This is a genomic window from Micromonospora violae, from assembly GCF_004217135.1.
Taxonomy (GTDB): domain Bacteria; phylum Actinomycetota; class Actinomycetes; order Mycobacteriales; family Micromonosporaceae; genus Micromonospora; species Micromonospora violae.
In genome coordinates this window covers 2,667,639-2,691,074 of the sequence record NZ_SHKK01000001.1, presented here as the reverse complement: position 1 = coordinate 2,691,074, position 23,436 = coordinate 2,667,639, and the positions used below count along the sequence as shown (strand labels likewise).

The following is a 23,436-nucleotide window of genomic DNA, read 5'->3' as shown; positions in this document are numbered from 1 at the left end:
GCCGAAAGATGAAGATCGTCTCTGTCGACACTCTGGTCGTCGACTTCTACCGCACGAACCTCGTCATCGTGCGTGTCCACACCGACGAGGGGATCATCGGGCTTGGTGAGGCCACCCTGGAGGGCAAGGAACGCGCCGTCCAGGGCGCCATCGCCGAGCTGGCCGAGGCAGTGGTGGGCCTGGATCCCACCAGCATCTCGAAGATCCTCTACGAGACCGCGCGGGACTGGTACTGGCGTGGTGGGCCGGTCATCATGACCGCGTTGAGCTCGCTGGAGATGGCCCTCTGGGACATCTCCGCCCGCGAGCTCGGCGTCCCGGTCTCGCGGCTGCTCGGCGGCGCGACCCGGGACCGGGTCCGCGCGTACGCGAACGGGTGGTTCTCCGGCGCCGTCACACCGGAGGACTACGCGGACGCCGCGCGCCGGACGGTGGAGTCCGGCTTCCGGGGCCTCAAGTGGGACCCGTTCGAAAACTACGACCTCACCATCACCACCGCGCAGTTGGACCGGGTGCTCGCCCAGATCGACGCCGTCCGTGGCGCGGTGGGCCGCGACGTGGAGCTGTTCGTCGAGGGGCACGGCCGCTTCGACGTCCGCCACGCCATCAAGGTGGCGAAGGAGATCGCCCAGTTCGACCCGGTCTGGTTCGAGGAACCCTGCCCACCGGACAACCTCGATGCGCTCGTCGACATCCGGCGCGCCTCGCCGGTGCCGATCGCGGCGGGGGAGCGGTGGTACGGCCGGCAGGGCTTCGCGCCGGCGCTGGCCCGCCAGGCGGTGGACTTCGTCCAGCCCGATGTGACGCACGCCGGCGGGATCGCCGAGCTGGCCTTCATCTCCACGCTCGCCGCGACCAGCTACGTGGGCTTCGCGCCGCACAACCCGAGCGGTCCACTCAGCACGGCCGCGACACTGCAACTCGGGGCGACGCTGCCCAACTTCCGCTACCTGGAGATCATGGCGACCGACGTGCCGTGGCGTCCCGAGATCACCAACGAACGGCTGGTCCTGACCGACGACGGCGACATCCTCATCCCGACCGGTATCGGCCTGGGCATCGAGGTGGATCTCACCGCGATCGAGCAACACCCGTTCACACCGCACCCGCTGCGGATGTTCCTGGACGCGGTCTACGACATCCGCCCCCGCGACGAGCGGTCCTTCTTCAACCTGGAGCGCGACGCATGACGGTGCCACGGCCCCGAGGGCTGGCCGCGGATACGGACTGGGCCGGTACCGCCGCCGAGGCGCTGCCGGACGACGCCGACAGCGTCCTGATCGGCCGGATCTGGGATCCGTCCGGCGACGGCCCCTCGCCGGTGGCCGTCCGCGACGGCGAGGTCATCGACATCAGCCACCGCTTCGCCACCGTCCGCGACATCTGCGAGCTGCCCGATCCCGCCGCGACGGTGGCCGGGCTCGACGGGCCGCGGCTGGGCGACTTCACGGAGATACTGGCCAACACGGCGGCCGCCACCCGGGACCGCAGCCGACCCTGGTTGCTCGCCCCGGTCGATCTCCAGGCGCTCAAGGCCGCCGGGGTGACCTTCCCGATCTCCATGATCGAACGGGTGATCGAGGAACGGGCCCGGGGCGACCTGGCGCTGGCGGCGGAGATCCGTCACCGCATGCTCGCCGACATCGGCGTCGACCTGCACAACCTGGAGGCGGGCTCACCGGAGGCGGATCGGCTCAAGAGTCTGCTGGTCGCCGAGGGCATGTGGAGTCAGTATCTGGAGGTGGGGATCGGCCCGGACGCCGAGATCTTCACCAAGGGGCAGATCCTCTCCGCCGTCGGTACCGCCGTTCCGGTCGGCGTGCTGGCCGCGTCGACCTGGAACAACCCGGAACCCGAGGTCACCCTCATCGTCCAGTCCAGCGGCCGGGTCGTCGGCGCCACCCTCGGCAACGACGTGAACCTCCGCGACATCGAGGGCCGCTCGGCGCTGCTGCTTCCCCTGGCGAAGGACAACAACGCCTCGTGCGCCCTCGGCCCCCTGATCCGGCTCTTCGACGACCGGTTCGACATGGATCGGGTACGCCAGCTCGAGGTGCGCCTGGAGGTCAACGGTGTGGACGGCTTCCACCTGGAGGCGGTCTCGGAGATGACCCAGATGTCGCGTGATCCGGAGGAGCTGGTCCGGCAACTGGTCGGCCCGCACCACCACTACCCCGACGGCGCCGCCCTGATGCTCGGCACGATGTTCGCACCCATCCAGGACCGGGACCGCCCCGGTGAGGGCTTCACCCACAAGGTCGACGACGTGGTACGGATCAGCTGCCCGGCGCTGGGCACCCTGGTCAACCGGGTGCGGCACGCGGAGGAGTGCGAGCCCTGGCACTTCGGCGTCCGCGATCTGATGGGCAATCTGGTAAGGAGAGGACTGCTGTGAACGTGGTCAGCACGGTCGATCCGCGCGACGGACAGCGTCGCGCGACGGATCTCACCGAGACCGACGAGTCTCGGCTGGAGGTGATCGCCGATCAGGCATCGTCGGCGGCGCAGTGGCTGGCCGCCCGCGGGAGGCTCGGCCGCGCGGAGCTGCTGGACGCGATCGCCGCGTCGTTGGAGGCCCACCGGGACGACCTGGTCGCTGCCGCCGAGGCGGAGACCGGGCTGAGTCACGCCCGACTCGACGGGGAACTCACCCGGGCGGCGGTCCAGTTCCGGATGTTCGGCGAGGTGCTGCGCGACGGAGCGTACGTCGAGGCGGCCATCGACCACGCCGGCGACACACCGCTGGGACCCGGCCCGGACGTGCGGCGGATGCTCGTACCCCTCGGGCCGGTCGCCGTCTTCGGGGCCAGCAACTTCCCGTTCGCCTTCTCGGTCGCCGGTGGTGACACGGCGGCCGCGCTCGCCGCCGGATGCCCGACGATCCTGAAGGCCCACCCGTCCCATCCGCTGACCTCGCACGCCTCCGCCGCCGCGATCGAGTCCGCCGTCCGCGACCTCGGCGGGCCCGAGGGCGTCGTCGCGATCGTGTACGGGGAGGAGGCCGGCCGCTCGCTGGTGCGTCACCCGGCGATCCGCGCGGCAGCCCTGACGGGCTCGGTCAACGCGGCTCGCGCCATCCAGGCGGCCATCGACGAACGCCCCGACCCCATTCCGCTGTACGCCGAACTGAGCAGCGTGAACCCGATCGTCGTGCTGCCCGACGCGGCTGCCGTCCGGGGAGACCAGATCGCCGAAGGGCTGTTCGGCTCGTTCACGAACTCGGGCGGCCAGCTGTGCACCAAGCCCGGTCTGGCGTTCATCCCGTCGGATCCGGGTGGTGACCGTCTGCTCGACGCGCTGCGGGCGAGAGTCGACTCGGCGGGCGGCGCGGTCCTGCTCAACGAGCGCATCCGGGACGCGTACGAGATCCGGTCCACCGAGTTCGAGCGGGCCGGCGCCCGGGTCTCGGCGCGGCCACAGGTCGCACCCGGCGCGGGCTTCACCGTGGCCCCGACCCTCCTGGAGGTGGGCCTTTCCGGCCTGACCGCCGAGATCGCCGACGAGTGCTTCGGCCCGCTGATGGTCGTGGTCCGCTACGACGACGTCGCTGACCTCGACGCCGCGCTGGCCGCCGTCCCGCCGTCGCTGACCGGTTCGCTGCACCGCGGGCCGGGCGACGACGCCGACGTCGTACGCCGTCTGGTCGACGTGTTCGCCGCCCGTGCGGGTCGGATCGTCTTCGACGGCTACCCCACCGGGGTCCGGGTGTCGTGGGCCCAGCACCACGGTGGATCCTGGCCGTCGACCAACAACGTGCACACGTCCGTGGGCGCCACGTCGATCCGGCGGTTCCTCCGTCCGCTGGCGTGGCAGGACGCTCCGGACTGGGCCCTTCCCGAGGAGCTGCGGGACGGGTACACGGCCATTCCTCGCCGCGTCGACGGGAGGTTGGCGCCAGCGGTCGAATAACCGCGTACGCCAGCCTCTTCCGGTGCGTTCCCGGGCCACCTGCGGCTGGCGCGCGAATTCCTTGACGACATTGACCCGATAGCGAATTCGCGCGCCAGTCGTGCTGGCGCCGCTGAATCCTGCCCGAATTGTTTTCCACACGATTTTCTGACCCGTTCTCCAGGGTCATCTTGACCATCAATTCAATTCATGATTGTGTTTTCGACAGGGAACGATGTTAGCGCTCGCATAGCTGCATCGCTCGTTACCGGTATCCCTTCACCTCACCATCGAACGTCGGTCGGCCGCTCGGTGCGGTCCGGCCACACGCCGAAGAGGGAGCAGGAACATGCCCGTCGCACCTCCCCGTCCCCCGCTGCCGGCACGGACCCGCCGGCTGGTGCTCGCGCTGCTCGCCGCCGTCAGCGTCACGGCCGCAACGGTCGCCGCCCCGGCGGCCTCGGCCGCGCCGCCAGCTCCGCTGGGCCCGACCGTCACCCGTACCGACAAGCCCCCGACCGGCTACAGCGTCACCTTCCGGTACCGGGCGCCCGCGGATGTCCAGCAGGTCCACATCTACGGCGACTGGTTCTACTCCCGACCGGAGAACATCGCATGCCAGGACTGCGGCGACGCGCGGCCGCCCGCCGAGTGGCAGCCCGGCGACGTCGCGGCCACCCCGTGGCACATCCAGGCCATGCAGAAGGGCCCCGACGGGGTGTGGAGCTTCACCACCCCACTGCCGGCCGGCACCTTCCGCTACGCGTTCACCCATGACTGCGCCAACGAACTCGCCACCGGCTGTGCCCTGTACGACGACCCCGCCAACCGGTGGCAGATCCAGCCGCAGTATCCGGGAGCGCCCGGCGCGGTACGCAGCACGATCTACGTCCCGGCCAGCAAGAAGTTCCCGACCTACGACACCGGCTACCAGGCGCCGGTCGCGAAGGTCGGCCGGCTGGAGTCCCGCCGGTACCCGTCGCCGCTGTCGACCAACCCGGCGGGGGTCCACGACATCGTCGTCTACCTGCCGCACGGCTACGACCCCAACCGGGCCACGCCGTACCCGACGCTCTACCTGAGCCACGGCAGCGGCGACCACTCGACCGCCTGGACGATGCAGGGGGTCGCCCACCTCATCCTGGAGAACGCGATCAAGGACCGCGCGGCCCAGCCCATGGTGATCGTGTCCACCGACTTCAACGGCCTTCCCGGTGGCAACGAGGGCTACGTCAACGAGCTGCGCAACAACATCTTCCCGTTCGTCGAGCAGAACTACCACGTCTCGACCCGGGCGCAGGACCGCGCGTTCGCCGGCTTCTCCGCCGGCGGCAGCCGGGCGTACACCATCATGTACAACCACACCGACCTGTTCGGCTACCACGCGGCCTGGAGCGCGGGCGGCCCGGCGGCCACCCAGCCGCAGATCGACAGCATGAAGGCGGTGGCCGGCGGCATCATGATCGGTACCGGGCTCCAGGATCGGCTGGGCAACATCGCCGAGAACTCGCAGCGCAACGCCGCCGCCCTGCGGGCCGCCGGCGTCGAGCTGGACGAGTACAACGTGCCGGGCGTGCACACCTGGCACGTCTGGCGCCCGCTGCTGGACCACTACCTGCGCACCCTGACCTTCCGTGCCACCACCACCGATCTCGACGTCACCACGTCGCCGGCCGGCGGCTCGCACCACCTGAAGGTCACCGCCACCGCGACGGTTGGCGCGGTCAGCACCAGCACGTCGACCCCCTCCGGCACTGTCGACTTCTACGCCGGCGACACGCACCTCGGGTCGGCCCCGGTGCGCCACGGCGTCGCCCGGCTCACGAAGACCGTCCACGGTGAGCTGAACGCGCCGGTGGTCGCCCGCTACCAGGGCGACAAGCTCTTCAACGACTCCCAGAGCGACCCGGTCGACGCCCGGTAACCCCGGGCTCGACGCCGTACTCCCTGTGGTGGGGAAGCCCCGGCCGCGCACCCCTGGTGAAGCCAGGATGTGCGCGGCCGGGGCGCGTCCGGGGCCGGCGGTCGGTCAGCCGATCAGCGGGTCTCCTCGGCGGCGCGCAGTCGCAGCATGGTCCACGACGCGGGCGGCAGCGTGAGCTGGACGCTGGCGTCGCCGCCGCGCGCCGAGCCGTTCGGGCGCGGCGCGGCGTGGTCCGGACCGTCGAGCGTGTTCTTGGCGTGCAGGTCGGTGCCGCCGACGGTGACGCACTCGATGATGTCGCTCACCTGGGCGCCGGCGACGTCGATGGTCACCTCGGCCGGGGTGTCCAGGACCCGGTTGACGAGGAAGACGGTCATCTCCCCGCTGCTGTCGTCCCAGGTGGAGACCGCGTCGACCGCGTCGATCTCACCGTAGCGATCAGTGGTCGTCGTGCTGCCGTCACGCAGCACGTCCAGCACCGCGCCCTGGGCGTGCCGGGCGGTACGGGCGAAGGGGTGGAAGATGGTCTGGCGCCAGGCCGAGCCTCCCGGCTCGGTCATGATCGGTGCGATGACGTTGACCAACTGGGCCTGGCAGGCGGCGGTCACCCGGTCGCTGTGCCGGAGCAGGCTGATGAGCAGGCCACCGACGACGACCGCGTCGGCCACGCTGTAGTGGTCCTCCAGCAGCGGCGGGGCGACCGGCCAGTCCTCGCCGCTGGGCGGGGTGGACGGGGCGGCGGACTGGTACCAGACGTTCCACTCGTCGAACGCGATCATGATCTTCTTGGTCGACCGACGGATCGCTCCGACCGAGTCGGCGATGGCGGTGACCGCGTCGATGTACCTGTCCATGTCCTCCGCCGAGGCGAGGAAGCTGGCCAGGTCGTCGTCGACCGGCTGGTAGTAGGCGTGCAGCGAGATCAGGTCGACGTCGTCGTACGCCTCGGTCAGCACGTCGCGCTCCCAGCTGCCGAAGGTCGGCATTCCGAGGTGTGACGAGCCGCAGGCGACGAGTTCGAGATCGGGGTCGAAGCGGCGCATGGCCTTCGCGGTCTGTGCCGCGAGACGCCCGTACTCGGTCGCGCTGCGCTGACCCACCTGCCACGGGCCGTCCATCTCGTTGCCCAGGCACCACAGCTTGATCCCGTACGGGTCGACCGCGCCGTTGTCGCGGCGCTGATCGGCGAGGTGACTTCCACCGCGGTGGTTGGCGTACTCGAGCAGGTCGACGGCCTCGGCGGTCCCGCGGGTGCCGAGGTTGACCGCCATGATCGGGTCCACGCCGGCCTTGCCGACCCAGCGCATGAACTCGTCGAGCCCGAACGCGTTGGTCTCCAGGCTGTGCCAGGCGAGGTCGAGCCGCGCCGGTCGTTTGTCGACCGGGCCGACGCCGTCCTCCCAGCGGTACGAGGAGACGAAGTTGCCGCCCGGGTAGCGCACCGTGGTGACGCCCAACTCGCGCACCAGCGCGAGGACGTCGCCCCGGAAGCCGTCGGCGTCGGCCGTCGGGTGCTCCGGCTCGTAGATTCCGGTGTAGACGCAGCGGCCCAGGTGCTCGACGAACGAGCCGAAGAGCCGGCGCGGCACCGGTGCGACGCGTCGGCGGGGGTCCATGGTCAGGCGGGCCTTGAGGTGGGTGTTCAGGGCTGGCTCCTTCGTGCGAGGTCCGACGCGGATGGCGACCCGAGTGCCGGGACCGAGGGGTGGTGGAGGCAGTGTGAGCTCTGGACAACGTGATCGACTTCGATTACGTTGTCGATCTATGTAAACGTTACCGATTACGTTTACGTAAGGGAACACGGCACCTGGATCAATGTCTGGCTGGTCGGCGGGCGTCGTGCCGGACGAGGCCGGAGAACCAGCTTGTCGCGGTGATTGGGGTGACCGGGTGACCACTGTTGAGCCGACGATCAGGGCGACCTACACCGATGCGACCGCGCCCGTCGACGACCGGGTGTCGGACCTGCTGGCCCGGATGACCCGCGATGAGAAGCTCGCGCAACTGGGCAGCACGTGGGCGTTCGCCCTGCTGGAGGGCGGACGGTTCGCGCCGGAGCGGGCCCGTCCGATCCTGCGGCACGGCCTGGGACAGGTGACCCGGATCGCGGGGGCGACCAGCCTGAAGGCGGCGCAGGTGGCGCAGGCCGCCAACGCGATCCAGCGCTTCCTGGTGACCGAGACCCGGCTGGGCATCCCGGCGATCGTGCACGAGGAGGTCTGCTCGGGGGTGATGGCCCGACAGGCGACCATCTTCCCGCAGGCGATCGGTGTCGCCAGCACCTGGGCGCCGGAACTCAACCGGCAGTTGGCGGACGCCGTGCGCGCGCAGATGCGGGCCATGGGAAGCCACCAGGGGCTCTCGCCGGTACTGGACGTGGTGCGCGACCCGCGGTGGGGCCGCACCGAGGAGACCTACGGCGAGGATCCCTACCTCGTCTCCCGAATGGGAGTGGCGTTCGTCCGGGGCCTCCAGGGCACCGACCTGACCGACGGAGTCCTCGCCACCGCCAAACACTTCGTCGGCTACGGGGCGTCCGAGGGTGGGCTGAACTGGGCGCCGGCCCACCTGCCGCCCCGCCTGCTGCGCGAGGTCTACCTGTATCCGTTCGAGGCGGCGGTCCGCGAGGGCGGCCTCCAGTCGGTGATGGCCGGCTACCACGAGCTCGACGGTATCCCGTGCCACGCCAATCAGGAACTCCTCGCCGACGTCCTGCGGGGGCAGTGGGGCTTCACGGGGAGCGTGGTGTCCGACTACTTCGCCGTCAACGACCTCCACTCGTACCACCACTTCGCGCCGGACCAGCAGCAGGCCGCGACGGTGGGCCTCGGCGCGGGCGTGGACGTGGAGCTTCCGGCGACGGACGCCTACGCGGACGCCCTCGCCCGCGCCCTGGACGCGGGCGAGGTCAGCGAGGCCCGGCTCGACGAAGCGGTCGCACGGGTCCTTCGGCACAAGGTCGAACTCGGGCTCTTCGAGAACCCGTACGTCGACGAGGACGCGGCCGCGACGACGGCGAACGCAGAGCGGCACCGGACGGTGGCGCTGGAAATCGCCCGCCGCAGCCTCGTCCTGCTCAAGAACGACGACGTCCTGCCGCTGCTCGCGGGATCCGGCACTGTCGCTCTCATCGGTCCGAACGCCGACGACGCCCGGCACCTGCTCGGTGACTACTCGTTCGCGGCCCACATCGAGTCGTTGCGGGAGGCGCGCAAGCGGCGCGGCCTGCTCGGCGAGATGATGACGATCCCGGACGATCTGGAGATCGACGAGAGCACCGACGGTGTGCCCACGGTGCGTGGCGAACTCGCGGCACGACTGGGCGACCGGCTGCGCTTCGCACCGGGCTGCGACGTGCTCGATCCGTCGACGGAGGGGTTCGCCGAGGCGGTCGCGGTCGCTGCGGCGGCCGACGTCGCGGTGCTGGTGCTGGGGGACCGCTCGGGGCTGACGCCCGGGGCCACCACGGGCGAGTCGCGGGACCGGTCCAGTCTGGACCTGCCGGGCGTACAGGAAGACCTGGTCCGTGCCGTCGTCGCCACCGGCACACCCGTCGTGGCGGTGCTCGTCGCCGGACGACCCGTCGGCAGCGACTTTCTGCACGAGACGTGCGCCGCGGTGCTGATGGCCTGGTTGCCGGGGGAGACCGGGGCGCAGGCGATCGCCGAGGTGCTCCTCGGCGAGATCAACCCGAGCGGAAAGCTGCCTATCTCGTACCCCCGTGGCGTGGGCCAGATCCCCGTCTTCTACGGCCACAAGGTGTCCGGCGGGCGATCACACTGGCACGGCGACTACGTGGATTCGCCGGTCACCCCGCGGTACGTCTTCGGCCACGGTCTCGGGTACACCTCGTTCGTGATCGACAACGCCGCGTTGGGCAGCGCCGAGGTCCGCGCCGGGGACAGCGTCGGTGTCGACGTCACCGTCACCAACACCGGGGACCGGGCGGGGGAGCAGGTCGTGCAGCTCTATGTCCGCGACCCGCAGGCCACGATCACCCGCCCGGTGCTGGAGCTGAAGGCCTTCGCCCGCGTCGCGGCGGCCCCCGGCCAGCGGGTGGCGGTGCGGTTCGAGCTCCCCACCGGCCAGCTCGGTTTCTACGACCGGAGCATGACCTACGCGGTGGAGCCCGGGCAGATCGAGGTGTACGTCGGTTTCTCGGCTACCGACCGCACCCACGCCGGCACTTTTGTCATCGGCGCGGACGAGGACCGACCGATGTCGAAGGTCTTTACGGGGACGGTCGAAGTTCGGCAGCTGTGATCGTTCACCCGGAACGGAAAATGGTTCTGCGCCACGCGCAAAGTGACGGTCGACCGCGCCCTTGCGCACATCCGGTTAGGACCCTCTTCCCGGCAGTCCAGTAAGGAGAAGAGGTCTTGTGTTCGTTATCGATCTCGGTTACGTTGGCAACATCCTGGAAACGTAACCGATAACGATTGCAGTCCAGAGAGAGCGGCATGATTGAAGTCAATGCGCCGGTAACAATGAGTGATGTCGCCCGAGCCGCTGGTGTTTCCACCGCCACCGTCTCGCGCGTCGTCAACGGGCATTACGGCGTCAGTGCTCGCACGCTCGCTCAGGTGCGCTCCGCGATCGAACAACTCGGCTACGAGTCGAGCCTGGTGGCCACGAGCCTGCGGCGCAGCCGCACCAACGTGCTGGGCCTCGTGGCGCACAGTTTCCAGTCGTATACCGCCGAGGTGCTCAAGGGCGTGATGAAGGCGCTGAGCCGCTCGGGCTTCGACCTGATCATCTACGCCAACAGCGACCTTTACGGGTCATATTCGGAAGGCTGGGAGCAGCGGCACCTGACCCGACTGTCGGGCACCCTGACCGACGGGTGCATCGTCGTCACGCCCTGGGGTGACATCCGGAGCCGGACGCCGGTCGTGGCCATCGACCCGGTGCGGGGCTCGACGGCGCCCTCGGTGATGGCCGACAACCTCGCGGGCGCCACCACCGCGGTCGAGCACCTGCTCGGGCTGGGCCATCGGCGCATCGGCTTCATCGCCGGTCGCGACAGCCTGGCCTCGGCCTGGTCCCGGGAGGAGGGATACCGGGCCGCGCTGGCCAACGCCGGCGTCCCGGTCGACCCGACGCTGATCGGTCGCGGGGACTTCAACCCCGAGTCGGCAACGCCCCTGGCGCGTCTCCTGCTGCAACGACCGGACCCGCCGTCGGCGATCTTCGCGGCGAGCGACGGGATGGCCCTCAAGGTTCTGGAGGTCGCCCGGCAGTTGGGGTTCTCCGTGCCGGGCGACCTGTCCGTCGTCGGGTTCGACAACATTCCCGAGTCGGCGTCGACCGAGCCGGGTCTGACCACCGTGGACCAGTCGATGTATCAGCTCGGGTACGAAGCCGCGCGGATGCTGAAGTCACTGGTGACCGGCGAGTGGGACGAGCCGACCCAGATAGTGCTCCCGACCAGCCTCGTCGTGCGCAGCTCGACCGCACCACCGAAGAGCGCGGCACGACCATGACATCCGTCCATGGGCGCACACGCCTGACCGTTTCCGAGGAAGCGATCAGGCCAGGTGCGCCCGTGGCAGCAGCAGCCTGAAGGAGGTGCACGCAGGACACACGGCCAGATCCACCGTTGAGTTGGCCGGTCAGTCGGGTCGCATCCGCTGCCGGCACAGGAAAGGAGTGGAGTGTGACTACCGGACAGTATCACGGGCGCTTACGCCGTCTGGGCGTACGCCGGCGACTCTCGGCGGCGTTCACCGCCGGCGTCATCGCCACGGCGGCGGTGCTCCTCGCGCCGCAACCCGCAGCGGCGGAGACGCCGTGGCTGAACGTCTCCCCGGACCGCTACGCCTCGTTCGCCGTCCCGGCGGCGTACGTCCAGGAGCAGCTCGGCACCGTCTCGCAGGTCGTTGTCGAGGGCAACTTCGGACCGTCCGCCAGCTGGGCGGAGTTCGGTCTGACCCGCCGGGGGGACGTGTGGTCGGGCGTTCTCGGCGCGTTGGAGCCGGGGCTGTACACCTACCAGCTCACCGCCGACGACACCTTGACCATCAAGGACCCGACGAACAGCACCAGTGTCGCGTCGAACCCGCTCCTGAGCACGTTCCTCGTCGCGGGTGACTCGGCACGGTGGCTGGTCGACGTGCCGTCGGGCACCGGCGGCACGGTCGAGACGCTGACCTACCGGGCCAGGAACGCGCAGCGCTCGGCGTTGGTCTGGACGCCACCGGGTTACTCGGCCAAGGGTCCGAAGGGGTACCCGACGCTCCTCCTGCAGTCAGGCGCCGGTGACGCCGCCACCGACTGGCTCGATCTCGGTCGCGCCAAGCAGATCCTCGACAACCTCTCGGCCGCGGGCGCGATGAGCCCGATGGTGGTGGTGATCACCAACGCCGACGCCGCCGACGACAGGGAGTTGAAGGACCTCCGGAAGGCGGTCACCGACAACTACCGGGTCCTTCGCGACCCGGCGCACCAGGCGATCGCGGGTGTGGCCGACGGCGGTGCGCAGGCGCTGCGGGCCGCGCTCACCAGGGCGGGTCAGTTCGGTTACGTCGGCTGGTTCTCGGGCACGTCGGCACCGGAGATCGACCGGAAGGACGCCAAGGCGATCAACCGCGGCGTCAAGCTGCTGCGCCTGTACACGGGTAACGTCACCGACCCCGCGCACAACACCACCTACCGACTGACGAAGGCGCTGGACCGCGCCGATGTCCGGTTCGAGTTCGACGGGGTCAACCCGGACGGTGGCGCGACCTGGACCACCTGGCAGGAGAACCTCGTCGACTTCCTGCCGCGGTTGTTCCGGCCCGTGCAGGATCACGGGCCGAGCCCCGGTCACCAGCCGCTGAAGCGGGAGTTCACCCCGCCGCCGGCCGGCACCACCCCGACGCCCTTCGTCACCGAGGACGGGTTCGTCACGTTCGAGACGACCACCGACTTCGCGGACGCTCAGCACGTCACGGTCTGGGCGAACGTCGCGCCGGGCGGCAGTTGGCTGCGACTGCCGCTGACCCGCGACGGTGACCGGTGGCGGGCGACAGTGGGTCCGCTCAAGCCGTGGTTCTACTACTACCGGTTGATTGTGGACCGGGTCGCGGTCAAGGACACCTCCAACCCGACGAAGGTGACCACCGAACCGATGTGGAGCACCTTCTTCATCCCCGGCCCGGGCGCCCGACTGCTGTCGGACGTGCCCGCCGGGCAGGGCGGGAAGGTCGAGAGCATGACCTATACCAGCACGGTGGCCGGCCAGGACCGCACCGCGCTGGTGTGGACCCCACCGGGGTACGACCCGGGCCGGGCGCAGCCGTACCCCGTCCTCTACCTGCAGCACGGTGGCGGCCAGAACTACACGGACTGGGTCGAGATGGGCCGCGCCAAGCAGATCCTCGACCACCAGTTCCTCGACGGCGACCTCACGCCGATGGTGGTGGTGATGGGCAACGGCAACTCCTCGAACTTCAACCGGGAGTTGCGGGAGAACATCGTTCCGACCGCCCGTGCCCGCTACCACGTCTCCAGCGATCCGTCGCAGCAGGCCCTCGCCGGCCTGTCGATGGGCGGCGGGCAGGCGTTCGGGGTGCTGCGGGCCTACCCGGGTGAGTTCGCCTACGTCGCGGCGTTCTCGGCCGGCTTCGGTAGCGGCACCGGCGTCGACGTGGAGGCGATCAACAACGGCACCACGATGCTGCGCCTGTACGTCGGTGACCAGACCGACTTCGTGTACCCGAGCTTCATGGCATCGCTGACCACGTTGAACGACCTCGGTATCCGCTACGAGTTCGACGGGGTCACCCCCGGGCCGCACGGTTGGGACGTGTGGCAGAAGAACCTCATCGACCTGGCGCCCCGTCTGTTCAAGCGCTAGGAGCCGTCGTCGGCGACGCCACCGGGAGCAGGGTTTCCTGCCCCGGTGGCGCCCGCCAGCGTACGGATGCTGTGTACCGCCATCCCGAAGGGAAGAGTCTCAATGAAGAGAAGACGAATACTCGCCACGGTAGCCATGCTCGTGGCGGGCAGCGGCCTCGTCGCCTGCTCCTCCGATGAGGGTGGCAGCGACGCGAGCAACTGCACGAACACCATCACCAAGAAGGACCTGCCGGTCGTGACGATGTGGGGCTGGTACCCCAACACCCAGCTCGTCGTCGACAACTTCAACAAGCAGAACAACGAGGTGCAGGTCTGCTGGACCAACGTCGGGCAGGGCGGTGACGAGTACGACAAGTTCCAGACGGCCATCTCGGCGGGCACCGGCGCACCCGACGTGATCATGGTCGAGGCGGACCGGATCCCGACCTTCCAGATCCAGGGCGCGCTCGTCGACATCAAGCAGTACGGCTACGACGCGGTCAAGGCTAACTACAGCGAGGGCGCCTGGAAGGACGTGTCGGTCGGCGACGCGGTCTACGGCGTCCCGGTCGACGGTGGCCCGATGGGCATGATCTACCGCAAGGACATCTTCGACAAGTACAAGATCACGCCGCCGAAGACCTGGGCCGAGTACGAGCAGGCCGCGCAGAAGGTGAAGGACGCCGGCGGCCCGCTCTTCGGCGACTTCGGCGCGAACGTCCCGGCGGTGCTGATGGCGCTCCAGATCCAGAAGGGCGCCACACCCTTCAGCTTCGATCCGGCGCAGCCGACGTCGATCGGCGTCAAGCTCAACGACCAGGCGTCCAAGGACGTGCTGGACTACTGGGGTGGCCTGGCCAGGAAGGGCCTGGTCGGCACGGAGAACCAGTTCACCCCGGAGTACATCTCCGGCGTGATCAACGGCAACTACGCGACGTACATCTCGGCGGCGTGGGCACCCGGCTACCTCACCGGCGCGGGTGTCGGCAAGGGCCAGGACACCGGCAAGTTCGCGGTGGCGCCGCTGCCGCAGTGGGACCCGGCGAACCCGGTGCAGGTGAACTGGGGCGGGTCGGCGTTCTCGGTGACCAAGCAGTCGAAGAAGCCGGAGTTGGCGGCGAAGGTCGCCTACGGGCTCTACGCCGACAAGGAGTCGCTCACCGACGGCTGGACCAACCAGGTCATCTTCCCGCTGAACCTCACGGCCCTCAAGGACCCGGCGTTCATCGACCTGAAGGTGGCGTTCTTCGACGGCCAGCAGGCGAACAAGGAGGTCTACGTCCCCGCCGCCGACGCCTACAAGGGCGTCCAGTACGCCCCCTTCGGCCAGTACTACCTCGACGCCATGGAGAAGCAGGTCAGCGAGGTCATCAAGGGGTCCGTCACCGGAGCGCAGGCTGCCGACCGGCTCCAGGAGGACGTGGCGAAGTACGCCAAGGAACAAGGCTTCACCGTTCAGTGACCGGCTGGGTGGGCCGCGTCGGCACTGGGCGGCCGGCCCACCCTCCCCCCTCAGCGTCCACGTCCCGGAGACCAAGATGACATCCCTGACCGAGAAGCGCGCAGCGCGTACACAGCCTGAGACGCGCAAGATCCGTGGCAAGGTACACCTTCGCGAGCACCTGATGGGATGGCTCTTCGTCGGGCCGTTCGGGGTCGTGTTCCTGGCGTTCCTCATCGCCCCGCTGCTGTACGCGCTGTACCTCAGTCTCTTTCAGAAGAAGCTGATCGGCGGCACCAGCTTCGTCCTCTTCGACAACTACGTGAAGGCGTTCACCGACCCGAGCTTCCTGTCCGGGGCGTGGTTCGTCATCCGCTTCTCGCTCGTCTCGATCCCGGTGCAGATCATCATCGCGCTCGCGATGGCGCTCATCCTGGACTCGGTGACCACCCTGTTCGCCCGCTTCTCCCGCCTCATGATCTTCCTGCCGTACGCGATCCCGACGGTCATCGGCGCGGTGATGTGGGGGTTCCTCTACAGCAAGGGCTTCGGCCCACTCACCGACATCTTCGGGCTCTTCGGCGCCACCGCACCTGACTTCCTGAGCAGCGACCTGATCTTCTACGGGTTGCTCAACGTGGTGACCTGGCAGTGGGCCGGCTACTACATGATCATCCTGTACGCGGCGTTGCAGGGCGTCGACCCGACGCTCTACGAGGCGGCCCGGATGGACGGCGCCGGGCGGTGGCAGATCGCCACGCGGATCAAGATCCCGCTGATCGCGCCAGCGCTGATCCTGATCCTGGTCTTCTCGCTCATCGGCACCCTGCAGTTCTTCAACGAGCCGCAGATCCTGCGGTACCTCGCCGCGGGCGCGATCGGCTCGGACTTCACCCCCAACATGTACGCCTACCAGCAGGCGTTCTCGCTCGCCAACTTCAACTACGGGTCCGCGATCTCCTTCGCTCTCGGCGGGATCGTGTTCATCTGCGTGTACGCCTTCCTGTTCTTCACCCGCAAGCGGAGGAGCTTCCTCTGATGACCGACCACACCAGCGTCCGCGCAGGCGCCCGCCGACCGCAGCGCTACCTCCCTCTGCAGATCCTCCTCGGCTTCCTGGTGATCTACTTCCTCGTACCGTTCTGGTGGGTCATCGTCAACAGTTCCAAGGACGCGCCCGGCCTGTTCGGCGGCGGTAACACCCTCTGGTTCACCGACCAGATCGACTACCTCGGGAACCTCCGGCAACTCTTCACCTACGACGGTGGCATCTACCTGCGGTGGATTCTCAATTCCACGCTGTACGCCATCGCCGGCGGCATCGGCGCCACGGTCCTGGCGGTCATGGCCGGTTACGGGTTCGCCAAGTACCGCTTCGCCGCCCGACGTTTCAGCTTCGCCGTGGTGCTCGGCGCGCTGATGGTGCCCGCCACCGCGCTGGTCATCCCGACCTTCATCATGTTCTCCCGGCTCGGCCTGACGAACACGGTGTGGGCGGTGATCCTCCCGTCGCTGCTCAACCCGTTCGGCGTCTACCTGATGCACGTGTACGCGCGCGACGCGGTGCCCGACGAACTCCTGGACGCGGCGCGGGTCGACGGCGCGGGAGAAATGCGGACGTTCCTCCAGATCGCTGTTCCGCTGATGCGTCCCGCGGTGGTCACGGTGCTGCTCCTGTCGGCTGTGGCGTCCTGGAACAACTACTTCCTGCCCCTGGCCATGCTCTCCGACAACCGGCTCTTCCCGGTCACCGTCGGTCTCGGTCTCTGGCAGGGAATCGCGTCCGCGAACAACGCGGGGACCACCTCGCTGTGGAGCCTCATCATCCTGGGCTCCCTGGTGTCCGTGATCCCGCTGATCATCGCGTTCTTCAGCCTCCAACGACACTGGCGCGGCGGGCTCTCCGTCGGAGGTCTCCGGTAGCCGCCGGCGCCACCGGCCAATCCACCACCCACGTACTGATCGCCGCAGAGGACGCGGCCGGACGGATGACAGAGAGGTGTGCTGATGTCGACGACGAATCGACCGCTGCGCAGCGCGCAGTGGTTCGGTGCGGAAGGCCGCAACGGGTTCATCCATCGGTCCTGGATGCGCAACCAGGGGTTCGCGGACGACGTCTTCGACGGTCGTCCGGTGATCGGCATCGCCACCACCTGGTCGGAGCTGACACCCTGCAACGCCCACCTGCGCGACCTGGCCGAATCGGTGAAGCGGGGTGTGTGGGAGAGCGGGGGTCTGCCGCTGGAGTTTCCGGCGATGAGCCTGGGCGAGCCCCTGATGCGACCCACGACCATGCTCTACCGCAACCTGCTGGCGATGGAGTTGGAGGAGTCGGTCCGCGCCAACCCGCTCGACGGGGTGGTCCTCCTCTCCGGCTGCGACAAGACCACCCCCGGCCTGCTGATGGGGGCGGCGAGCGTCGACCTGCCCACCCTGATGATGACCGGCGGCCCGATGCTCAACGGCAAGTTCCGCGGCCAGGACATCGGCTCCGGCACGGTCGTCTGGCGTTTCACCGAGGAGATGCGGGCCGGTCGGATGACCGCGGCTGACTGCTCCGAGGCGGAGGTCGGCATGTCCCGCAGCCGGGGTCACTGCATGACCATGGGCACCGCCTCCACGATGGCCTGTGTGACCGAGGCGCTTGGTGTGCAGCTGCCGGGGGCGGCCGCCGTGCCGGCGGTCGACTCCCGGCGGTATGCGCTCGCCCACGCCGCCGGACGCCGGATCGTCGCCATGGTCGAACAGGACCAACGGTTGTCCTCGGTGCTCACCAGGCAGGCGTTCGAGAACGCCGTCCGGGTCAACGCCGCGATCGGTGGCTCCACCAACGCGGTCGTGCACCTGCTGGCGATCGCCGGCCGTCTCGGCGTTCCCCTGTCCCTGGAGGACTTCGACACCCTCACCGCCGATGTGCCGATGCTCGTCAACCTGATGCCGTCCGGCACGTACCTGATGGAGGACTTCGCCTACGCGGGCGGCCTTCCGGCGGTGATGAAGGAGCTCGCCCCGCTGCTGCACATGGACCACGTCACCGTCAGCGGCAGGAGCGTGGCGGAGAACGTCGACGGCGCCCAGTGCTGGAACCGGGACGTCATCGGCACGATGGAAGAGCCGTTCCAGCCCGCCGGCTCGGGCACCGTGGTGCTGCGCGGGTCCCTCGCACCGTCCGGAGCGGTGCTCAAGGTCTCCGCCGCCTCCACCCATCTGCTCACCCACACCGGCCCGGCGCTCGTCTTCGACCGGATCGAGGACTACGTCGTCGCCGCCGACGACCCGGACCTCGCCGTCACCCCCGACACGGTGATCGTCGTCCGCAACGCCGGGCCACGGGGCTACCCCGGCTTCCCGGAGGTGGGCAACGTCCCCATGCCACGACGGCTGCTCGCCGACGGCATCACGGACATGGTGCGGATCTCCGACGCCCGGATGAGCGGCACCGGTTACGGCACCTGCGTCCTGCACGTGGCGCCGGAGGCGTCCGTGGGCGGCCCGCTCGCCCTGGTGCGCACCGGCGACCTGATCTCCGTCGATGTCGCGACGCGCCGCCTGGACCTCCTGGTCGACGATGCGGAACTCGCGGTACGCCGCGCCGCCTGGCAGCCGCCGAAGCCGGTGGCCGACCGGGGTTGGGTACGGCTGTACAGCGAACACGTCCTACAGGCCGACAGCGGCGCGGATCTGGACTTTCTGGTGGGTGGCAGCGGCAGCGCGGTGCCGCGTCACTCACACTGACGGCCACGAACGGACAAGGTCCACGAGGAACTGATCCCATGGAAGAACGGACGGCCCGCCAGTGCGAGTCCACGCAAAGGTCGCCGTGACGGCGGCCGACCGGCCAGCGGTGATGGCCGACGTCGCTCGCCTGGCGGGCGTGTCACACCAGACGGTGTCCCGGGTCATCAACGGGGCACCCAGCATCAGGCGCGAGACCCGGGAGCGGGTCCTCGAAGCCATTCGACGGCTCGACTACCGTCCCAACACCGCCGCCCGCGCGTTGGTCCGCGGTCGGTCCGGAATGATCGGCATCATCGGCACGGCCAGGACGCTGTTCGGTCCGACGAGCATCCACCGCAGCGTCGAGGACGCGGCCCGTGCCGCCGGCTATTTCGCCACCTCGGTGAGCCTGTCGGAGGTGACGGTACGGGCGCTCAGCGACGCCACCGAACACCTCATGCGCGTCGGCGTGGAGGGCGTCGTGATGATCGCCGGCAACGACGAGGCGCTCGAGGTGGTGCGGATGACCCGCTCGAGTGTCCCCTTCGTCGTGGTGGAGGGCGACCTGTCCCGGGCCAGCGTGACCGTCGGCGTCGACCAGGTGCTCGGCGCCCGGATGGCCACCGAACACCTGCTCGACCTCGGACATCGGGAGATCGTGCACGTGAGCGGCCCGCCCAACTGGGCGGAGGCCCGTGCTCGCCTCGACGGGTGGCGTCAGGCGATGAGTGCGGCGGGCCTGCGCCCGCCGGAGCCGGTCGAGGGCGACTGGAGAGCGCACAGCGGGTACGTCGCCGGGTTGCGGATCGGCGCGATGCGCCGGACCACGGCGGTGTTCGCCGCCAACGACCAGATGGCCATCGGTGTGCTGCGCGCACTGCACGAGCGCGGGCGGCGGGTGCCGCAGGACGTCTCCGTCGTCGGATTCGACGACGTCCCCGAGGCGCCCTACCTCATTCCGCCATTGACGACGATCCAGCAGGATTTCGGCGCGGTCGGCCGACGGGCCATCACGGCCGTCACCCAGGCCATCGACGACACGGTGCCGCAGCGCCTGCCGCTGGTCGTCCCCACGCTCGTGGTGCGGCAGAGCACGGCGCCGCCGACCCGGACCGACAGGTGAGCGGGGCCGGGCTGCGCGACCGGGCGGGAGCCCCGCGTGTGGCCGGGGCTCCCGCGCCGGTCGCTCAGGTGCTCAGAGGGTGAAGACGAGGGTGGAGATGCTGCGTGCGCCGACGTTGATGGTGGCCTGAGCGCCGTTGACGCTGGTCGGTTGGCTGGCGGCGTTGGCGTTCTGCGAGGTGAGGTAGTGCTCGGCCCGGCTGACGGTGCGCGGGGCCTGGATCACGGCGTTGTTGACCGCGCTGTTCGAGCGGTTGAGGATCACCAGGGTGATCTTTCCGTCTCCCTGATAGGCCGTCACCTCCAGCGGGGAGGCCTTGGAGCTCTTCGTCAGGGCGACCCGCTGGTAGCCGGGGCGGACGTACTTGGCGTACTGGGAGAAGGCGTATCCGCGCTTGAGCGGAGCGCCCGCGACGGTGCCGTACGCCGACTCGCCGTCGCCGATGAAGGAGTAGTAGCGCTTGCCGTACCACCAGATGTAGGCGCTCCAGTTGGCCTCCATCGACTTGTGCACGGTGCGCATGATGTCGTCGAGGGTTTCGTTCCAGACCGCCGTGTTTGCGGGGTTGCCCCAGATGTTGGAGCCGCCGCCGTCGGCGGCGTGCAGGTTCCACTCGGTCATCCACACCGGCTTGTTGTGCTGCTCCGCCAGGGAGTACGGCCGTAGCCGGCCCGACTCCTCGGTGCCGTAGAGGTGCCCACCGATGTATCCGATGTTGTTGCGGGCGGTCGAGTCGTTGAGGGTCGGATCGGTGAAGTTGTAGTTGAGGTTCACCGCCTCGGCGACCATCAGCTTGGTGTTCTGCACCCGGGCGCCCTGGTCGCGGACGAAGGTGCGTAGCTCGGTGCCGCTCCAGTCCATCGAGTCGTAGTCGGGGTGCCAGTCGGGCTCGTTCTGCACCGAGGTGACGTCGATGGTCACGCCCTGACCCCGCATGTACTGGACGTAGCTGTTCAGATGGTTGGCGTAGTCGTCGTAGTAGTCGGTCCTCAGCTTGCCGCCGTTGACCCGGCTGTTGTTGGTCTTCCACGCCGCCGGCGCGGTCCACGGAGAAGCGAGGATCTTGACGTTCGACCCGTACGACTTCGCCGTCTTCAACGAGTTCACATGTGTCGCCCACTCGCTGGAGACCGGCGACAGGCCGGTCCGCACGATGGACAACCCCAACTGGTTGGCGCCCATCCCGACCAGCGTCTGCGTGTCCGTCGTCGACCAGGCGCTACCCCAGATCGACTGCGCGGCTCCGAAACCGTCGACTGTCTGGTACGTCGTCGCGCTGTTGACCGTGACGTCCGCCGGCCCGTTCGGTGGCGGGGTGGTCGTGGGAGGGGTGGTCGGCGTCGTGCCGCCGGTGCAGTCCACACCGTTGAGCGCGAAGGTGAGCGGATCGGGGTTGCTGCCGGCCCACGAGCCGTTGAACCCGAACGAGACCGTCCCGTTGGTCGGGATGCTCCCGTTGTAGCTGACGTTCCTGGCGGTGACGGCGGTGCCGCTCTGGGTCAGCGTGGTGTTCCAGGCCTGCGTGACGGTCTGTCCGGCGTTGTAGTTCCAGGTCAGCGTCCAACTCGTCACCGCGTCACCGTGATTGGTGATGCTGACGTTGGCGCCGAAGCCGCCCTGCCACTGCGACGACACGCTGTAGTCCACCGAACAGCCGATGGCCGCGGCTCCCGCCGGTACCGACATGGCGACCCCCGCCGATGCCAGCAGGACGGCGCTGGCCGACACCAGGGCGGCGGTGGTCACTCTTGGTCTTCTCACGAGTCTCCTCCAGGAATGGTGGTGGTATCCACGCCTCGGGAGGGCTCTGTGCGGGCGAGATTCAGGAAGAGTTGGGCGGCGAAGGGTTGGGAGCGCTCCCAGGTGCTGGTCTCCAGAAAGCTAATTCGTCCAACGATTCCTGTCAATGTGATGGGTCCGGGTCCCACAGGTGCTGTCACCGGTCACAGGTGCCGCACTGTCCGCGAGTGCGCAGGTGGTAATCGGTGGACGCGACGACCAGCCCCAGCCCCATGACGAGGTACGCCGACATCGCCACCCACAGGAACGCGTCGGAGAACTCGCTGTCCGATCCCGACATCACCTGGACCATCCCCATGCCGAAGTAGGCCACGATGCCCGCCCCGAGCCCGAAGCCGGGCACCAGCAGCACCAGGCGGGGAATCGTGCGGCCGGCGAGCAGCGGCACCCACCCGGGCCAGACCTCACCCCAGTGGTGCGCCAACGCCAACGGCAACAGCACACCGGCCAGCACCAGGCCGATCTCCAACCCGAACACGGAGGCGTCCTGGTCGACGCCGTCGAAACCCACCGCGAACTGGGCCGCGAAGCGGGTCACCAGACCACCCACCGCGGCGTACGCGGCCCAGCGCGCCCACCGCGCGGGCGTCGAGCGTCGCGTACCCGGTCGGACCGTGCGACAGCAATCTGGGCAGTCCCCCCGGGTCCGCCGCTGATAGCGCGCGGTGGCCAGACCGAGCAGGACCGCTCCGGCGACACAACCGAGCCGGCTGGCGAATGCCGTCGGGTCGAAGTACGGGCCGACGGTGAACAGCAGGAAACCCACCAACTCCGGCAGCAGGATCGCCGCCGCCGCGACGAGCGCTCCAGCGACCGCCCAGGCGAGCCCGGCGAGGAGCGGCCGCCAGGTTGTCACCCGGTCCAGGGCGACCGCCAGCGCGCCCGCGGCCGCACACAACGCCACCGACCACCAACCGGTGAAGCCGAGCAGGTCCAGCCCGAGCCGCCCGAACTCGGGAGCCTCGCCCACCGTCCACGCCAGACGCACGCCCCCGTATGCCACGGCCCAGCCGAGCACTGCGTACGTCAGGCCGTGGACGGTCCGCCCGACGATCGATGCCGATGTCGTCATACGTCCGATCCTGCCGGCGTTCCCCAGGGGACGGGCCCCGCTGGCAGGGGACCTCACTCCCTCGCGGGAGGGAGGGCCGGGGTGCCGCCGACCGCCGTCCGTGCCCGGATGATCAGCTGGTCTGGTCGGCCGGCGGGAGGACGCTCTGCACCGCCGCGCAGGGGTCCGTGGCGGGGGCGGCGGCGTGGATCGCCTCGGCGGCACGGGCGGCGAGGTCGCGAAAGACCCCGCGCTGCTCCTCGGGCAGCCCGCCCAGCACGTGGTCCTCGATGTGGGCGACCCGCAGCTCGGCCTCGGCGAGCGTCCGACGGCCGCGTTCGGTGGCCACGATCCGCCGGGCGCGTCGGTCCTGGGGGTCGCGTCGACGCTCGATGAGCCCGGCGTTCTCCAGGTCGTCGATGACGTACGTCAGGACGCTGCGGTCGATGGCCAGGCGGGCGGCGAGGGCGCCCTGCGTGGGCACCTCCTCGTGCACGACGACGGCGAGGATGTGGTAGCCCCGACTGCCGTGCGGCAGGTCCCGCAGCAGCTCCTCGACGTGCTCCTGCCAGCGACGCAGCACCATGCCCAGCGACCACCCGAAGTTCGAGCCGCGCTTGCGGTCGGCCGGCAGCTCGCAGGGATCGGTCACGGGCATGTCCCGATGCTAG

General features: G+C 69.3%; 16 protein-coding genes. 12 read left to right on the top strand and 4 right to left on the bottom strand.

Annotated features, from left to right (window positions below):
* Window positions 1-8: 8 nt before the first annotated feature.
* From EV382_RS12090 to EV382_RS12075, 4 genes are all read left to right on the top strand, one after another.
* Window positions 9-1,190: a mandelate racemase/muconate lactonizing enzyme family protein gene (locus tag EV382_RS12090; protein ID WP_130401662.1), complete on the top strand. Its 1,182-nt coding sequence runs from the start codon at window positions 9-11 to the stop codon at window positions 1,188-1,190.
* Entirely contained in the window at window positions 1,187-2,395 is a 1,209-nt protein-coding gene (locus tag EV382_RS12085; protein WP_130401661.1) for a fumarylacetoacetate hydrolase family protein, read from the top strand. The genes EV382_RS12090 and EV382_RS12085 overlap by 4 nt, the downstream gene beginning before the upstream one ends.
* Window positions 2,392-3,909, top strand: a complete 1,518-nt coding sequence (locus EV382_RS12080; RefSeq protein ID WP_130401660.1) for an aldehyde dehydrogenase family protein — start codon at window positions 2,392-2,394, stop codon at window positions 3,907-3,909. The genes EV382_RS12085 and EV382_RS12080 overlap by 4 nt, the downstream gene beginning before the upstream one ends.
* A gap of 328 nt (window positions 3,910-4,237) precedes the next feature.
* Window positions 4,238-5,812 carry an alpha/beta hydrolase-fold protein gene (locus EV382_RS12075; RefSeq protein WP_130401659.1) on the top strand — a complete coding sequence of 525 codons (1,575 nt, stop codon included), beginning with the start codon at window positions 4,238-4,240 and terminating at the stop codon, window positions 5,810-5,812.
* Window positions 5,813-5,925: 113 nt separating this feature from the next.
* Here EV382_RS12075 and arfA read toward each other — a convergent pair whose 3' ends face one another.
* Window positions 5,926-7,458, bottom strand: a complete 1,533-nt coding sequence (gene arfA, locus EV382_RS12070; RefSeq protein ID WP_130408720.1) for an arabinosylfuranosidase ArfA — start codon at window positions 7,456-7,458, stop codon at window positions 5,926-5,928.
* Between the two features lie 244 nt (window positions 7,459-7,702).
* Here arfA and EV382_RS12065 point away from each other — a divergent pair, with 244 nt between their 5' ends.
* The 8 genes from EV382_RS12065 (at window position 7,703) to EV382_RS12030 (ending at window position 19,914) form a co-directional block, all read left to right on the top strand.
* Complete coding sequence (locus EV382_RS12065; RefSeq protein ID WP_208758384.1) at window positions 7,703-10,075, top strand: glycoside hydrolase family 3 N-terminal domain-containing protein; 2,373 nt, start codon at window positions 7,703-7,705, stop codon at window positions 10,073-10,075.
* Window positions 10,076-10,272: 197 nt separating this feature from the next.
* Window positions 10,273-11,295, top strand: coding sequence for a LacI family DNA-binding transcriptional regulator (locus EV382_RS12060; RefSeq protein WP_130401657.1), 1,023 nt, complete (start codon window positions 10,273-10,275; stop codon window positions 11,293-11,295).
* Between the two features lie 173 nt (window positions 11,296-11,468).
* Window positions 11,469-13,652: an alpha/beta hydrolase gene (locus EV382_RS12055; protein WP_130401656.1), complete on the top strand. Its 2,184-nt coding sequence runs from the start codon at window positions 11,469-11,471 to the stop codon at window positions 13,650-13,652.
* A 102-nt stretch (window positions 13,653-13,754) separates the two neighbouring features.
* Window positions 13,755-15,095: an ABC transporter substrate-binding protein gene (locus tag EV382_RS12050; protein ID WP_130401655.1), complete on the top strand. Its 1,341-nt coding sequence runs from the start codon at window positions 13,755-13,757 to the stop codon at window positions 15,093-15,095.
* A 76-nt stretch (window positions 15,096-15,171) separates the two neighbouring features.
* Window positions 15,172-16,113: a carbohydrate ABC transporter permease gene (locus tag EV382_RS12045; protein WP_130401654.1), complete on the top strand. Its 942-nt coding sequence runs from the start codon at window positions 15,172-15,174 to the stop codon at window positions 16,111-16,113.
* On the top strand, window positions 16,113-16,997 hold the full coding sequence (locus EV382_RS12040) for a carbohydrate ABC transporter permease (RefSeq protein WP_130401653.1): 885 nt from the start codon (window positions 16,113-16,115) through the stop codon (window positions 16,995-16,997). Before EV382_RS12045 ends, EV382_RS12040 begins: the two co-directional genes overlap by 1 nt.
* Before the next feature lie 84 nt (window positions 16,998-17,081).
* Window positions 17,082-18,809 (top strand): IlvD/Edd family dehydratase, encoded by a 1,728-nt coding sequence (locus EV382_RS12035; protein ID WP_130401652.1) that lies wholly within the window; start codon window positions 17,082-17,084, stop codon window positions 18,807-18,809.
* A 61-nt stretch (window positions 18,810-18,870) separates the two neighbouring features.
* On the top strand, window positions 18,871-19,914 hold the full coding sequence (locus EV382_RS12030; RefSeq protein ID WP_244236641.1) for a LacI family DNA-binding transcriptional regulator: 1,044 nt from the start codon (window positions 18,871-18,873) through the stop codon (window positions 19,912-19,914).
* Between the two features lie 72 nt (window positions 19,915-19,986).
* Here the strand turns inward: EV382_RS12030 and EV382_RS12025 are convergent, their stop codons facing one another.
* The 3 genes from EV382_RS12025 to EV382_RS12015 all read right to left on the bottom strand — a co-directional run bounded on the left by EV382_RS12025 (window position 19,987) and on the right by EV382_RS12015 (window position 23,423).
* The gene (locus tag EV382_RS12025) at window positions 19,987-21,600 is read right to left on the bottom strand and encodes a cellulose binding domain-containing protein (protein ID WP_425271985.1); all 1,614 of its coding nucleotides are present in this window, start codon (window positions 21,598-21,600) and stop codon (window positions 19,987-19,989) included.
* Between the two features lie 250 nt (window positions 21,601-21,850).
* A complete protein-coding gene (locus EV382_RS12020; RefSeq protein WP_130401650.1) occupies window positions 21,851-22,786 on the bottom strand; it encodes a hypothetical protein in 936 nt (311 codons plus the stop codon).
* A 112-nt stretch (window positions 22,787-22,898) separates the two neighbouring features.
* The gene (locus tag EV382_RS12015; RefSeq protein ID WP_130401649.1) at window positions 22,899-23,423 is read right to left on the bottom strand and encodes a MarR family winged helix-turn-helix transcriptional regulator; all 525 of its coding nucleotides are present in this window, start codon (window positions 23,421-23,423) and stop codon (window positions 22,899-22,901) included.
* Between the last annotated feature and the right edge of the window lie 13 nt (window positions 23,424-23,436).

Coding starts and splice junctions, on each gene's coding strand:
- EV382_RS12035 (WP_130401652.1), top strand. CDS start 17,082: ATGTCGACGACGAATCGACCGCTGCGCAGCGCGCAGTGGTTCGGTGCG.
- EV382_RS12050 (WP_130401655.1), top strand. CDS start 13,755: ATGAAGAGAAGACGAATACTCGCCACGGTAGCCATGCTCGTGGCGGGC.
- EV382_RS12075 (WP_130401659.1), top strand. CDS start 4,238: ATGCCCGTCGCACCTCCCCGTCCCCCGCTGCCGGCACGGACCCGCCGG.
- EV382_RS12040 (WP_130401653.1), top strand. CDS start 16,113: ATGACCGACCACACCAGCGTCCGCGCAGGCGCCCGCCGACCGCAGCGC.
- EV382_RS12060 (WP_130401657.1), top strand. CDS start 10,273: ATGATTGAAGTCAATGCGCCGGTAACAATGAGTGATGTCGCCCGAGCC.
- EV382_RS12090 (WP_130401662.1), top strand. CDS start 9: ATGAAGATCGTCTCTGTCGACACTCTGGTCGTCGACTTCTACCGCACG.
- EV382_RS12025 (WP_425271985.1), bottom strand. CDS start 21,600: ATGTCGGTACCGGCGGGAGCCGCGGCCATCGGCTGTTCGGTGGACTAC.
- EV382_RS12085 (WP_130401661.1), top strand. CDS start 1,187: ATGACGGTGCCACGGCCCCGAGGGCTGGCCGCGGATACGGACTGGGCC.
- EV382_RS12045 (WP_130401654.1), top strand. CDS start 15,172: ATGACATCCCTGACCGAGAAGCGCGCAGCGCGTACACAGCCTGAGACG.
- EV382_RS12015 (WP_130401649.1), bottom strand. CDS start 23,423: ATGCCCGTGACCGATCCCTGCGAGCTGCCGGCCGACCGCAAGCGCGGC.
- EV382_RS12020 (WP_130401650.1), bottom strand. CDS start 22,786: ATGACGACATCGGCATCGATCGTCGGGCGGACCGTCCACGGCCTGACG.